The following is a 14,540-nucleotide window of genomic DNA, read 5'->3' as shown; positions in this document are numbered from 1 at the left end:
CAAGTCCAAGCCCGGGCCCGCCCCCGACGACCGGGCCCGGGCCCGCCCCCGACAACCAAGCCCAAGCCCGGCACACGACCAAGCCCGCCCTCAGCCGGCAGCCCCGAAGGCAGCCCCGAAACCCGAATACCACCCACTTCGAGCCGAGGAAAGATCCGGAGCCCAGCCCCCTCCACCGCGGACCCGCCGCCCACGCAAGGCCACACCCCCGCCCCCGCACTCCATCGGCTCGTCGATCCTTGGCCCGGTAATCCACGGCTCGGGCGGCTCCGGCGTTCGGTCCCCGCCCGCGTCGCCGAACGCGATATCCCCGAACCGGGATCGACTCGGGACCGACGCAGCCCGAAAGCGCCGGCCCTTCACCTACGGCCGAGTTACGCAGCCATCCGAAGATCGACCCGAGCGACGCCGACGCGGGGTCCCTCTCCAGCCGCCTGCGGCCGAGACCCAAGCCCGGTTGGGACCTGGGTTCGCGTGTGCCCGGAGCAAGGCGGCCGACGACGATTCCTCCACTGGTTGCCACCGGCTGTGAAGGAGCCGATGGCAACCGGAGCCCCCTCACCATCGCGACCCACAGGGCAGGGCCCGCGCAACGGCCACGCGGCGGCGAGCGGTTCGCCGCACCGACGCGGAGGCCACGCGACCAAGGCGCCGGTGCGTGAACCGAGCGCGCGACTTGGCTAGAGTCCGGTCGTGATCGCCGATCTGCAGTGTGTGGTGTTGGACTGTGACGACCCGGCGCGACTGTCCGAGTTCTACCGGTCGTTGCTCGGCGGCGTCGTCGATCAGCCCGATGGGCGATGGTCGCTCGACGACGACTGGGCAACGCTCCACGTGCCGTCCGGTCTGGTGCTCGCCTTTCAGCGCGTGACGAACCACCAGCGGCCACAGTGGCCGGACCCCGCCCGACCCCAGCAATTCCACCTGGACTTGGGCGTCGCGGACCTGGACCAAGCTCAGCAAGAAGTACTGGCCGCAGGCGCGACGGCACTGGACATCGGCCCCCACGATCGCAGCTGGCGCGTCTACGCGGACCCGGCCGGGCACCCCTTCTGCCTGGTCCGCCACCCGCAAGACCGGCTACCGAACGACGCAGCCGCCGGCTGGACCGCCCGACCCCCGGCACGAGAGTGATCCAGAGGACGGACATCGCCCACCAGCGGCCCGAATCCCACAGCGAACACCCCGAACACCCCGAACGCCACGGGTGGTTCGGGTGGGAATGGACTCCCGACCCAACCCAACCCAACCCCAACCCCACCGCAGCCACCGCCCAAGGCCCCCGCCCTCAGGGATGCATATGCGTGCCCTTGAAGACCTTGTCCACCGCATTGCGCGGCCCGTAGACGGCGATTCCCACCAGGTCCAGACCGTCCCCGCCCACGGCCGATACCGCCGCGCGGTTGTCCCGGTCGTTGCCCGTGCCGAAGAGATCCGAGGTGAACACAGCCTCCCGCAACCCGCGGGACACCGCGCGACCGTGCGCGGCGGTCAGCCTCTCCTTCGAGCCCTCGAAGATCAGCACGGGCTGGCGAAACATCGGCAGATACTCGGTGCCGTCGGCATCCGCGTACGGCTCGCCGACCACCTCGGGCGACGCCGTACCGAGCCCGCCGACCAGGAACGCGCACACGTTCAACCGTTGCCACTGCTCAAGGTCGTCCCGCAGCAGGACGGCGATCTTGGTGTCGAATCGAACCGGCGCGTTCTCACCCGTCGTCTCGGCCGCCGCCCCCACTCCCGCGCCGACACCTGCCCCGTCGCCGCTGCCACCGGCCCCGTCATCGATGCCGACCCCTACTGCACTCTCGGTCTCATCCTTGGTTCCCATGCGTCGAGACTCCCCGACGCACGTCTTTTCCGTCTTGTACGTTGTTTGCGTGATGCCCCGCCAGGAGATCCGTGCTTGGCGCCCTCCGGTCGCGGGGGTCGTAGAGGTTTTTCACGCCCGCTTCACCACGCACGCGTACCCCATGCACGTCCACGACGCGTGGACCTTGCTGATCGTCGACGACGGCGCGGTCCGCTACGACCTGGACCGTCACGAGCGCGGCACCCCGAGCGACACCGTGAGCCTGCTCCCGCCCCAAGTCCCACACAACGGCTCACCCGCCACGTCCCACGGCTTTCGCAAGCGCGTGGTCTACCTCGACATGACGCAGCTGGACGCGAGCTACATCGGTCCCGCGGTGGACGGCCCGGACCTCACCGAGCCCCTCCTGCGCACTCGCGTCGCGCAACTGCACACTGCGCTCGCGCACCGGGGCGACGAATTCGAAGCCGAAAGCCGCCTGGCTCTCATCGGCGATCACCTGCGTGACCACCTGCGCCATCCGCACCCCCGGCCGGCCCTCGGCGACACCCGGCCCGGCCGCGGTATCGCCCAGCACCTGCGCGACCTTCTCGACGAGCGACTCCTCGAAGGCATCGCCCTGGACGAGGCCGCGCGCCTCGTCCACGCCCACCCCAGCCATCTCGTCCGGGCCTTCAGCGGTGCCTTCGGCATCGCCCCGCACCAGTACGTGATGTCCCGCCGCGTCGACCTGGCCCGACGGCTGCTGCTCGACGGGCAGCCGGCAAGCCACGTGGCGACCGCCGCAGGCTTTTACGACCAGTCCCACCTGACCCGGCATTTCAAGCGATTCGTGGGCATCACCCCGGGCCGGTACGCCCGCACCGGGACCCTCGGACGAACGAGAACGAGAATCACGCGACCAGGCGCGCCGACCACTGCCGCCGACATACGCAGCGACTGACCCCACATGTCGAGACCGAGTGCCGGCCGTGACGCAAGGCACTCCCCGGGCGGCCCGCGAAGCGGCGAACGTTCGAGGTGTCGGCCCCGCATGGGATGCTTGGCGTGATGGCCAGAAAATCGCAGGACGACCCGCTAGCCCCGGTAACGCTCGCCGTCGGCCCCGAAGAACTCCTCGTCGACCGCGCGGTGGCGGAGGTGGTCGGTGCCGTTCGCGGCCAAGATCCCGACGCCGACATTCGCGACCTGGCTCCGGGGGCGCTCCAGCCAGGGATGCTGTCCGAACTCGCGAGCCCGTCGTTGTTCGGTGAGCGCAAGGTGATCGTCATCCGCGCCGCCCAAGATCTCGGCACGGACCTGGCCAGCGAGATCAAGAAGCTGATCGCCGACCCTCCCGAAGAGATCGTGCTCGTCCTGGCGCATCTCGGCGGCCCCAAGGGCAAGAACCTCCTCGACGCCGTCCGCAAGGCCGGCGTGCGCGAGGTCTCGTGTGCCAAGGTCACCAAGCCCGGTGACCGGATCGCGTTCGTGCGGTCCGAGTTCCGGATCGCGGGCCGCTCGCTCACCGAGGACGCCTCCCGCACGCTGGTCGAGGCGATCGGCAACGACTTGCGCGAACTCGCCTCCGCGTGCAGCCAGTTGATCGCGGACACCGACGGCGTGATCGACGAGGAGACGGTCGCCCGCTACTACAGCGGCGTCGCCGAGGCGACCAGTTTCACCGTCGCGGACAAGGCGGTCGAGGGCCGCACCGCCGACGCGCTGGAGCAACTGCGCTGGGCCCTGTCGGTGGGCGTGGCCCCGGTCCTGGTCACCAGCGCGCTCGCCCAGAGCGTCCGCCAGATCGCCCGCGTCGGCGCGGCTCCCCGCGGCGCGCGCCCGGCCGACTTGGCCCGCGACCTCGGCATGCCCCCCTGGAAGGTGGACCGCGTCCGCCAACAGCTCCGCGGCTGGACCCCCGACAGCATCGCCCGGGCCCTGTGCGCGGTCGCCGACGCCGACGCCGCCGTCAAAGGCGGCGGTACGGACCCCGCCTACGCCCTCGAAAAGGCCGTGGTGACCGTAGCCGCAGCCCGCAACCTCTGAACACAGGCAGCGCGCGGCGGCGCTCCGCGAGCCCCCCAGGTGAGCACGCGGCTCGAATGGACGCCCGCAGGTCGGACGGGTCAAAGCCGGCCGAGGCCGTCGCAGCACGTGGCGAGTTGCTGCATACCGTTGCCGTCGTGGACGAGGCGAACGGCACGATCGTCGGGTTCAGCGAACCGGTCGTGCCGGGAGACGGCAAAGGTGACGCGCAGCACTACGGCACCGGCGTGCTGCCCGAGCACCGCGGCCACGACCTGGCCAGGCGGATGAAGGCCGAGTCGATCCGGTGGGCCGTCACCCGACACCCCGACCTGGCGGGCCTGCTGACCGACACCGCCGACGCCAACGGGCCGATGCGGGCCGTCAACGACGAGTTCGGCTGTCCGCCGACCCACGCGTCGATCGTGTACCGACTCGACCTCGACTCCGACTCCGGCCCGATCCCCACCGGTGGACAAGTCCGGTGACATCGAGACCACCACTCGCAGACTCGGCATCACCGCCCGGCTGCAACCCGCCCCGTAGTCCCGATGGCCGGGGCCCGTAAGCCTCGAAGCCGAGCGTCATGCGCGAAGCCCAGCCTCCAGCCGACCCGCTCGCCGGCCGGCGCAACGGCGGCGGCGAGCGGTTCGCGGCGGCGTCGGAGACCGGCGAAGACGGCCCGAGGCCGAAGAACGCCTACGGCTTGCGCAGCCGAACCCAAAGCGCGCCGACGAAACCCGAAAACGCCGCCCCCGGCAGTCCGGGAACGGCGTTTTCGAAGTCGCTACGAGCGCGAGCGCAAGCGCTCAGGCGTCACGAAGCAGGTGTCGCGGCTCAGACCTTCGCCGTCGCGACGCGCTTCGCCAGGGCCGACTTCTTGTTGGCGGCCTGGTTCTTGTGGATGACACCCTTGCTGACGGCCTTGTCGAGCTTGCGGGCCGCGAGGCGGGTGAGCGCCTCGGCCTGCTCGACGTTGCCGGCCTCGGCCGCTTCGCGCGCCTTGCGCACGAAGGTCTTGAGCTCCGACTTGACGGCCTTGTTGCGCTGACGAGCGATCTCGTTCGTCTTGTTGCGCTTGATCTGGGACTTGATGTTCGCCACGAAAGAGCCTTCTGAGTTCTAGGTCGGGATCCGATCCAGGGAGAGGGCCCGTCCGGACGTTGACTTGCGTGGCAGAGACACGTACGCCACACGCGATCCATCAGATTACCAGCCATCCGGGGGCGGACAAGACACGGCTGTCCTTCCGACCCCCCGAGTGCCCCTCGAAACCCGTCGAGCGCCGCTCCGAGCCCCCCACCCGGCACCCACCCGGCGCCCGCCCAGCACCCGCCTGGCACCCCCGTCACCCCCCGGGCCGCGCCGCGAAACCGACCGGACGCCCAACCCACCCCACACCCGCGAAGGCCCCGCCGAGGAACCCGTCGCCTCCGCCAACACGGTCCACCCGCGTCGCATGGGACGATATGGAGAACACCGGTGATCTCACATCGATCCCACGTGCCACTCACAGCTCCACCGCAAGCCCAGTGCAACCCCAGTGCAACCCCGGCGTCACCCCACCGCAAGCCCCTCGCCCCGTCCACCCCGATCGAGAATCTGGAAGCCCGCGTGCCCGCGACCCCGCCAGTGAACGTGCCGGAGCCCAGCCGTACCGACCCGGCGCTGATCCGGAACTTCTGCATCATCGCCCACATCGACCACGGCAAGTCGACCCTTGCCGACCGGATGCTCCAGCTCACCGGTGTGGTCGACCAGCGGCAGATGCGCGCCCAGTACCTCGACCGCATGGACATCGAGCGTGAGCGCGGCATCACCATCAAGTCGCAGGCGGTGCGGCTCCCGTGGACGGCCCCCGACGGCCGCACCCACATCCTCAACATGATCGACACCCCCGGCCACGTGGACTTCACGTACGAGGTGTCCCGTTCGCTCGCGGCGTGCGAAGGCACCGTGCTGCTGGTCGACGCGGCGCAGGGCATCGAGGCGCAGACGCTGGCCAACCTGTACCTGGCGCTGGAGAACGACCTCCAGATCATCCCGGTGTTGAACAAGATCGACCTGCCCGCCGCGCAGCCCGAGAAGTACGCCGCCGAGCTCGCGCACATCATCGGGTGCGAGCCCGAGGACGTGCTCAAGGTCTCCGGCAAGACCGGCGAGGGCGTCGCCGAACTGCTCGACGAGTGCGTACGGCTCGTCCCGCCGCCCGTCGGCGACGCGGACGCGCCCGCCCGCGCGATGATCTTCGACTCGGTCTACGACTCGTATCGCGGCGTGGTCACCTACGTCCGCGTGATCGACGGCGACCTGAAGAAGCGCGAGCGGATCCAGATGATGTCGACGGGGGTGACCCACGAGCTCCTGGAGATCGGCGTCATCTCGCCCGAGGCCAAGCCCTCCGACGGGCTGGGCGTCGGCGAGGTCGGTTACATCATCACGGGCGTCAAGGACGTTCGGCAGTCCCGCGTCGGTGACACGATCACCTCGTTGCACCACGGCGCGACCGAGGCCCTCGGTGGCTACAAGGACCCGAAGCCGATGGTGTTCTCGGGTCTGTATCCGCTCGACGGCTCGGACTACCCCGAGCTGCGCGACGCGCTCGACAAGCTCCAGCTCAACGACGCCGCGCTCGTGTACGAGCCGGAGACGTCGGTCGCGCTGGGCTTCGGCTTCCGCTGCGGCTTCCTGGGTCTGTTGCACCTGGAGATCGTCCGCGAGCGCCTGGAGCGCGAGTTCAACCTCGAACTGATCTCGACCGCGCCGAGCGTGGTGTACCGCGTCGTCATGGAAGACGGCAGCGAGCACATCGTGACCAACCCGAGCGAGTTCCCCGGCGGCAAGATCGCCGAGGTGCACGAGCCGGTCGTGCGGGCCACCATCCTGGCCCCGAGCGACTACATCGGCACGATCATGGAGCTGTGCCAGACGCGGCGCGGTGTTCAGCTCGGCATGGACTACCTCTCCGAGGACCGGGTCGAACTGCGCTACACGCTCCCGCTCGCGGAGATCGTGTTCGACTTCTTCGACGCGCTCAAGTCCAAGACGCGCGGCTACGCGTCGCTCGACTACGAGACCACGGGCGAGCAGGAATCGGCGCTGGTCAAGGTCGACATCCTGCTCCAGGGCGAGGCCGTCGACGCGTTCAGCGCGATCGTGCACAAGGACAAGGCGTACAACTACGGCGTCGAGATGACCAAGAAACTGCGCGAGCTGATTCCGCGTCAGCAGTTCGAGGTGCCGATCCAGGCAGCCGTGGGCGCGCGCGTGATCGCCCGCGAGAACATCCGCGCGATCCGCAAGGACGTGCTTGCCAAGTGCTACGGCGGCGACATCAGCCGCAAGCGCAAGCTGCTCGAAAAGCAGAAGGAAGGCAAGAAGCGGATGAAGATGGTCGGCCGTGTGGAGGTGCCGCAGGAGGCGTTCATCGCCGCGCTCTCCACCGACGACAGCGGCGGCAAGAAGTGAGCCACGGCAGGTGACGAGGGCCGAAACAGCGGTTTCGGTGGGACATTCGGCCGAAGCTACTACCACGTAGCCCTCCGGCGGCGTACGTTGCGGGTGCATCGGGCAGAAACGATGCACCCGCAACGTTTTTTTGTGCTCGCGAACGCGATTCGCACTCTCGCCGCCCGCCGATACCGGTATCCGGAGGTCGCAGTGAGTTCAGAAACCGCTGCCGTCGACAATCGTCCGCCGTCCATCGCGGTGGACTTCCTGGAGCGAGTGCGCGCGACCCCCGACCGGGAGGCGTATCGCCACCCGGTCGCGGTGGGCGACGGCGACCGGGAGGAGTGGCACTCGCTCACGTGGGGGCAGACCGGTGACCGGGCCAAGGCGGTGGCCGCCGGCCTCGTGGCCCTGGGCGTCGAGCCCGAGGACCGGGTCGCCATCGCGTCCGAGACCCGGATCGAATGGCTGCTCGCCGATTTGGGCATCATGTGCGCCGGCGCCGCCACGACCACCGTGTATCCGACCACCAACGCCGACGAGGCCGCCTACATCCTGGCCGACTCCGGCAGCGTCGTGGTCTTCGCCGCCGACGACGAGCAGATCGCCAAGCTGCGCGACGAGCGGGCCCGGCTCGGCGACGTCCGCACGGTGGTCACGTTCGACGGCACCGCGGACGGCGACTGGGTGATCGGCCTCGCCGACCTGGAAAAGCTCGGCCGGGCCCGGCTCGCCGACGAGCCCGACCTGATCGAGACCAGGGTCGCCGCGATCCGCCGCGACCAGCTCGCGACGCTGATCTACACGTCGGGAACGACCGGCCGGCCCAAGGGTGTTCGGCTCGCGCACGACACGTGGGCGTATCAGGCCGCCGCGCAGGCCGCGATGGACCTGACGCACGAGGAAGAGCTTCAGTATCTGTGGCTGCCGCTCGCGCACTGCTACGGCAAGGTGATGGTGTCCGGCCAGATCCGGATCGGTTACCCGACGGCCGTGGACGGTCGGATTCCCAAGCTGATCACCAACCTGCCGATCGTCCGGCCGACCTTCATGGCCGCCGCGCCGCGAGTGTTCGAGAAGGTCTACAACTCGGTCCACGTGCGGATGCGGGCCGAGGGCGGCCTGAAGTACCGGATCTTCGAGTGGGCGATCACCGTCGGCCGCGACGTCTCCCGGACCCGGCAGGCCGGGCGTACCCCCTCCGCGCTGCAGAGCGCGAAGTACAAGGTCGCCGACCGGCTCGTCTTCGCCAAGCTGCGCGACCTGTTCGGCGGCCGGCTCAGGGGATGTATCTCCGGGAGCGCCGCGCTGTCGCCCGACGTCGCCGAGTTCTTCGACGCGATCGGCATTCCGATCCTGGAGGGGTACGGCCTGACCGAGGCGAGCGCGGGCAGCTCGGTCAACCGCTACGACCATCACCGGATCGGCTCGGTGGGCCTGGCGCTGCCCGGCTCGCAGCTGCGGATCGCCGACGACGGCGAGCTGCTGCTGCGCGGCCCGGGGGTCATGCAGGGCTATCACAACGATCCCGCCGCGACCGCCGAGGTGTTCACCGAGGACGGTTGGTTGCGCACCGGCGACATCGCCGAGATCCGGGACGGATTCCTGCGGATCACCGACCGCAAGAAGGACCTGATCAAGACCTCGGGCGGCAAGTACGTCGCACCGAGCGAGATCGAGGGCCGCTTCAAGGGCCTGTGTCCCTACGTCGCCAACATCCTGGTGCACGGCGAGAGCCGCAACTTCTGCTCGGCGCTGATCACGGTGGACGCCGACGCCCTCGCCGGGTGGGCCGCCGACAAGCCGGCACTCAAGGACAAGTCCTACGAGGAACTGGTGGCGAGCGACGCGGTCCACGCCCTCGTCGGAGAGTACGTCGACCGGCTCAACGAGGGCCTGCAACGCTGGCAGACGGTGAAGAAGTTCGCCGTCCTGCCGCGCGACCTCACCGTCGAGCACGGCGAACTGACCCCCAGCCTCAAGGTCAAGCGGCGCGTGGTCGAGCGGGAGTACGCGACGGTCCTGGACGACATGTACAAGGGGACGCTGGTGACCTGAGCGAAGCCGGGCCGGCCTGCGAACCGAGCGGAAACCGGCGAAGCCGGCCCTCGTGGACAATAGGAGGATGCCCTCCGCACCCCCCGACGGTCTCCCCGTGCCCGAAGACGGTTCGCTGCCCGCGTCCGCGCTGGACGAGTTCACCGGCGCGAACCGCCCCTTCGGCTTCTACGTGCACGTGCCCTACTGCGCGTCGCGCTGTGGCTACTGCGACTTCAACACGTACACCGCGACCGAGTTGGGGGGCTCGGCCTCGCAGGGTTCGTATGCCGACGACGCGATCGCCGAGATCCGCCTGGCCCGCCGGGTGCTGGGCGAGGTGGACCGGCCGGTCGAGACCGTGTTCTTCGGCGGCGGTACGCCCACCCTGCTGCCCGCGGCCGACCTGGCCCGGATCCTGGGCGCGATCCGGGACGAATTCGGCCTCGCGGCCGGCGCGGAGGTCACCACCGAGGCGAACCCCGAATCGGTCGACCCGGCCTACCTCCGAACCCTCCTCGCGGGCGGCTTCAACCGGCTGTCCTTCGGCATGCAAAGCGCCCGGCAACACGTCCTGCGGGTCCTCGACCGCAGGCACACGCCCGGTCGGCCCGAACAGTGCGTCGCCGACGCGCGCGCGGCCGGGTTCGAGCACGTCAACCTCGACCTGATCTACGGCACCCCGGGCGAGTCCGACGACGACTGGCGGGCCTCGCTCGACGCGGTGCTGTCCGCGCGGCCCGACCACGTCTCCGCATACGCGCTGATCGTCGAGGACGGTACGCGCCTGGCCGGCCGCGTCCGTCGCGGCGAACTGCCGATGCCGGACGACGACGTGCTCGCGGACCGCTACCTGATGGCCGACGAGGCGTTCACGGCCGCCGGGCTCGGCTGGTACGAGGTCTCCAACTGGGCCGCGGACGGGCCCGCCCGCTGCCGGCACAACGAGCTGTACTGGACCGGCGCCGACTGGTGGGGCGCGGGACCCGGCGCGCACAGCCACGTCGGCGGCGTCCGCTGGTGGAACGTGCGCCACCCGGCGGCCTTCGCGCAGCGCCTCGCGGCGGGCGCCTCCCCGGCCCAGGCCCGCGAGATCCTCACGTCGGAGGACCGCCGCGTCGAGCGCATCCTGCTCGAACTGCGGCTTCGCGACGGGGTCCCGCTCGACATCCTGACGGAGCAGGGCCGAAAGGCAGCGCGGGAGGCCGTGGCCGACGGCCTGCTCGAACCGCCGACCGCCGACCGCGCGATCCTGACCCTGCGGGGTCGGCTGCTCGCCGACGCGGTCGTCCGTGACCTGGTCGACTGAGTGCGGCCGGTCCGGCGTTCGAAACCGGCCCCGGCCGCCGGACACACGCCGCTACAGCGCTACCGCGCCGGTCCGCTACATCGCCACGTCCATGATCAGGTCGGCCAAGGACTCGTCGACCCGGTTGAGTTCCTGGGCGTAGCGCCGCATCTCCGCGCCCTCGCGCTTCGCGTCGGACTCGCCCTGTTCCTTGGTGCGCAGGGCCGCGCCCACCTCGTCGCGGATGGACTTGATCTCCGAGTCCAGGCCCTGGGCGATCGCGTCGCGCATCTTGCGCAGTTGCTTGACGACCTCTTCGCCCAGGTTGGTCACATCGGTGTCGGTCTGCTTGCGCAACTCCGACTGGACCTGTTCGGCGACCTGTTCCTTGAGCCGTCGATTGGCCTTGTTCAGTTGCAGGGCGCCCTTGAACACGGTCGAGCCCAACACCGCGCCCAAAATCACGAACGGGCCCAGGCCGACCAGGAACGCGGCGGTGCCGATCGCGATCTGCGGGAGCAGCGCGGTGAGCATCGAGCGCAGGTTGAACCGGCCGCCGGAGACCGCCGTCGCCGGATCGAGCACGAAGCTCACCGCGTCGGCGAGCAGCCGCTCGATCGGCGTGGACGGCTTGCCGTCGTCGTCCTTGAGCGGCGGGCCCGACGTGAGCGACGCGCGGATCTCGTCGATGCGCGTGACGAACTGCTTCACGTCGTCGTCGATCATCCGCTCCATGTCCTCCACGCGCCGCGCGACGAGGGGCTTGAGCTCGTTCTCCTGCCATTGCGCGAACGCGATCTGGACCCGCCCGGACAGGTGGTCGGTGATCTCCTTGACCGCCGCCTCCATCTTCTCGCGCGCGTTGAACGGGTTGGCGCCGATCGTGTTGCCGGGGTCGTACTCCTGCGCCCAGCCGGGGATGTTCGCCGCGACCTTGTCCATGAAGCGCCGGGTCGCGCTCTCCACCTCGCCCCGGGTCTCGCGCAGATGTTCCTCCATCTGCGCGACGATCACCCGGCGGTTCTGCTCCAGGCGGGTCAGCGGACCCTGGACCCGCTCGTAGGTGGAGCGCAGTTCCTCGACGTCCTGGGTGAGCAGGGCCTCCTTGCGGTCGATCTGCTCGCGGGCCTCGATCAGCAGGTACTTCAACTCCCGCGCGGGGGACAGGATCTTCGCCCGGCCGCGCTCGCGGGTGAGGAAGTCCTCCAAACCGCGCTCCAGTTCGGGCATCCCGGAACCGGCGAGCAGTTCCCGGTCGCCCTTTTGTCGGCCGTTCAGGGCCGCCCTGGCGTTGACGAAGAAGACCCGGTCGGGCCGGGAGAGGTAGGGCGTCAGGCGCTTGCGGATCTCCCGCTGGACGTCCTCGCGTTCCTCCTCCTCGACCAGGTTGATCTTGTTGCCGACGTAGAACACGTCCTCGTGCCCGCGGGCCTTGACGTGCACGTCGAGGAACAGCTGTTCGCTGCGCGACATCGCGGCCTGGCAGTCCACCACGAACACGAGCACGTCGGCCTGTTCGAGGTAGTTCAAGGTGACCTTCTCGCGCTCCGGGGCCTCGTTGAGCCCGGGCGAGTCGACCACCACCACGCCGTTGCGGCACAGCTCCAACGGCCAGCGCACGACTGCCCGTTCGTACGGGTTCGGGGTGTTGTCGTCGTCGGCGCCGATCGTGACGTAGTCGGCGATCTCCTCGACGCCCACCTCGATCGGATCGCCCGGCGTACCGTCCGGTTCCAACGGATAGATGAGCGCGGAGCGGGTGTCGCCCCACGTCACCTCGTTGATGATCGCCGTACACGGACGCGCGAACGAGGGCAGCACCTTCTCGCCGAGCATCGAGTTGATCACCGTGCTCTTGCCGCGCTTGAACTCGCCGACGATCATCACCTTGAACGACTCGGACGCCGCGCGGTGTTTCAGGGAGTCCAGCTTCTTGACGCCCGCACCGATGCGCAGGCCGGCCACGATCGGGGTGAGCCGGTCGATCAGGCCGACCAGAGTCTCCTGCCGTGCCCGCCACGCGCCGTATCCCGCGTAGGCCCCATCGGCTGCCCCGTGACCCTTGTCCACCCTGGACGCTCCCCTTCTCGACGGCCGATCAGGCCCCGGACCCCAGCATGCTGTTCACCTGGACCCCGAGCTGCTCGCTGCGCGTGAGCAGATCCTGCCATGCGGGCCCATCGGTGCCGACCTTGGCCAGCGCGGTGCGTCGATCGTCGCGCCACGCCTTCTGGCCGCGCACGGCCTCGTCCATCACCCCGCCGTACAGCGTGTGCAGCCGCGCCGACACCTCCTCGGCGAAGCCGCCGAGGACCTCCTCGACGGTCGGTTCCAACGCCTTGGACGCCTGCGCGCGCTGTTGGTCGGTGAGCGAGCCCGACTTGACCTCGCCCAGCACCATGCCACCGGCCGAGGCCGCCATCCCGGCGCCCATCGGCAGCGCGGACGCGCCGCCGGTGAGCGGGATCAGCAGCATGCCGAGCACGGCCACGCCGGTCGGGCCGATCCGCCACGCGAGCTTGCGGCTCTTGAGGTCCTTGAGGCCGAGCGATTCCGCCTCGCCCAGTTCGAAGTCGGTCGACAGCTGCTCGACCTTCTCCATCCGGTAGCGCGTGCCGCGGCCGAAGTGCGCCTTCATCTTGGCGTCGAGCCATGCCACGTCGCTCTGCACACTGGAATGCAGCTGGGACTCGAACTTCTTGGCCAGGGCGGTGAGTTCGCGGCGCAGTCGATACGGCAGGTCGCGTTCCCACCAGGTCCGGGAATCGGGGGAGCGCTCCAGTTCGTAGCGCAGCGTCTCCAACAGGTCGCCGCGCGACGAGTGCAGGTGTTCGCGGAACTTCTCCGCGGTTCCGGTGCGGCGCTGCTGGAGTTCGACCCTGACCTTGCCCCACTCGGCGGCCATCCGGTCGATCTCCACCTCCGACTCCTCTGCGGTGCGCAGCCGTTCGACCCGGTCGAGCGACGCGGCGGCGAGCCCGTCCTTGCCGACCTGGGCCATCTCGTCCAGCAGCGACAGGAGTTGGCCCGCCGTCTGGCGCGAGCGCATGCTGCGCCGGCCGCCCGAGGCGGTGTACCGGCGCAACTGCTCGTACACGCCCGCCACCGGTGCGGCGTCCTCGCGGTGCGGACCGGCGAGTACTTCGAGGGTGGGCGAGATGCGGCGCACCCGGCCACCCAGGTAGTCGACGATGTCCTCGCGCTCGTCCTCGTCCACCGTGTCCAGCTTGGACACCACGACGGTGATCCGCGGGACGTGCCGGGCGATCACTTCCTCTTCCAGGAACGCGGTCTCGGACAGCCCCAGCGGCGCGCTCGCCGACACGACCATCAGCACCGCGTCGCTCGCCGCGACCGTCCGGCGGACCAGGTCCTCGGTCCGGCGGTCGCTCTCCTCGGCCGCACTGCCCTTGCCACGCCCGGCGTTGATTCCGGGGGTGTCCACGATCTCCAGGTCCAGGCCCGCGAACTCGGGCTCGGCGACCGACACCCGCACCCCCACCAGGCTTGCCGCGTCCGGATCCTGACGCTCGCTCAGTTCCTTGACCTCGTCCCACGTGGCGGACACCGCCGGACGCGGTTCGGCCCGGCCGTCGGAGAACTGGAGCTCCAGCCGGGCCTCGGGCCCCGACGCGATCACGAGCGGGACCGGGGTGTGCCGGCCCTCGGGAACCACGGGGGAGCGCAGGATGCGGTTGATCAACGACGACTTCCCGCGCCCGAACTCGCCGACCACCGCGACCCGAAAGCCCGGTCGCCGCATCCGCGTGCGCAGGCGGTCCAGTTCGCCGGCGATCGCGTCGAGGCCGAACTCGGCGGCGATCGTGTGCGCGTCGGTGATCCGCCGACCGAGCGCGGTCGCCGAGGGCGCCTGCTTGATCAGGCTGGTGACCGAGCCGGCCGCGCGCTGCGGCGGCTCGGGGCGCGCCGCCGCGACGGGCGGCC

General features: G+C 70.0%; 10 protein-coding genes and 1 pseudogene. 7 read left to right on the top strand and 4 right to left on the bottom strand.

From position 1 onward, the window contains the following. Positions 1-693: 693 nt before the first annotated feature. Positions 694-1,134, top strand: a complete 441-nt coding sequence (locus tag GT354_RS28475; protein ID WP_161359243.1) for a VOC family protein — start codon at positions 694-696, stop codon at positions 1,132-1,134. A gap of 154 nt (positions 1,135-1,288) precedes the next feature. Here the strand turns inward: GT354_RS28475 and GT354_RS28470 are convergent, their stop codons facing one another. Next, positions 1,289-1,831: a DUF2000 domain-containing protein gene (locus tag GT354_RS28470; RefSeq protein ID WP_161359242.1), complete on the bottom strand. Its 543-nt coding sequence runs from the start codon at positions 1,829-1,831 to the stop codon at positions 1,289-1,291. A gap of 49 nt (positions 1,832-1,880) precedes the next feature. Between GT354_RS28470 and GT354_RS28465 the strand changes: the two genes are divergently transcribed. From GT354_RS28465 to GT354_RS28455, 3 genes and pseudogenes are all read left to right on the top strand, one after another. Next, the gene (locus GT354_RS28465; protein ID WP_346012214.1) at positions 1,881-2,756 is read left to right on the top strand and encodes a helix-turn-helix domain-containing protein; all 876 of its coding nucleotides are present in this window, start codon (positions 1,881-1,883) and stop codon (positions 2,754-2,756) included. A gap of 107 nt (positions 2,757-2,863) precedes the next feature. Next, positions 2,864-3,841, top strand: coding sequence for a DNA polymerase III subunit delta (gene holA / locus GT354_RS28460; RefSeq protein ID WP_161359240.1), 978 nt, complete (start codon positions 2,864-2,866; stop codon positions 3,839-3,841). A gap of 89 nt (positions 3,842-3,930) precedes the next feature. After that, a pseudogene (locus GT354_RS28455) lies at positions 3,931-4,308 on the top strand (hypothetical protein); the annotation flags it as partial. A 349-nt stretch (positions 4,309-4,657) separates the two neighbouring features. Here GT354_RS28455 and rpsT read toward each other — a convergent pair. Further along, complete coding sequence (rpsT, locus tag GT354_RS28450) at positions 4,658-4,924, bottom strand: 30S ribosomal protein S20 (protein ID WP_161359239.1); 267 nt, start codon at positions 4,922-4,924, stop codon at positions 4,658-4,660. A gap of 510 nt (positions 4,925-5,434) precedes the next feature. Here rpsT and lepA point away from each other — a divergent pair. From lepA to hemW, 3 genes are all read left to right on the top strand, one after another. After that, entirely contained in the window at positions 5,435-7,288 is a 1,854-nt protein-coding gene (gene lepA, locus GT354_RS28445) for a translation elongation factor 4 (protein WP_161359238.1), read from the top strand. Between the two features lie 192 nt (positions 7,289-7,480). Further along, the gene (locus GT354_RS28440; protein ID WP_346012213.1) at positions 7,481-9,328 is read left to right on the top strand and encodes an AMP-dependent synthetase/ligase; all 1,848 of its coding nucleotides are present in this window, start codon (positions 7,481-7,483) and stop codon (positions 9,326-9,328) included. Between the two features lie 67 nt (positions 9,329-9,395). Next, positions 9,396-10,616 carry a radical SAM family heme chaperone HemW gene (gene hemW / locus GT354_RS28435; RefSeq protein WP_161359236.1) on the top strand — a complete coding sequence of 407 codons (1,221 nt, stop codon included), beginning with the start codon at positions 9,396-9,398 and terminating at the stop codon, positions 10,614-10,616. Positions 10,617-10,691: 75 nt separating this feature from the next. On the opposite strand, the gene GT354_RS28430 is transcribed toward hemW, so the two are convergent. After that, positions 10,692-12,665 carry a dynamin family protein gene (locus GT354_RS28430; RefSeq protein ID WP_161359235.1) on the bottom strand — a complete coding sequence of 658 codons (1,974 nt, stop codon included), beginning with the start codon at positions 12,663-12,665 and terminating at the stop codon, positions 10,692-10,694. A gap of 28 nt (positions 12,666-12,693) precedes the next feature. Next, on the bottom strand, positions 12,694-14,540 hold a 1,847-nt coding region (locus tag GT354_RS28425; protein WP_161359234.1), incomplete at its 5' end, for a dynamin family protein.

The sequence above is a fragment of the Streptomyces sp. SID3343 genome, assembly GCF_009865215.1.
Lineage (GTDB): Bacteria > Actinomycetota > Actinomycetes > Streptomycetales > Streptomycetaceae > Embleya.
The sequence above is the reverse complement of the archived record's forward strand: the minus strand, read 5'-3'. Positions and strand labels throughout refer to the sequence as shown.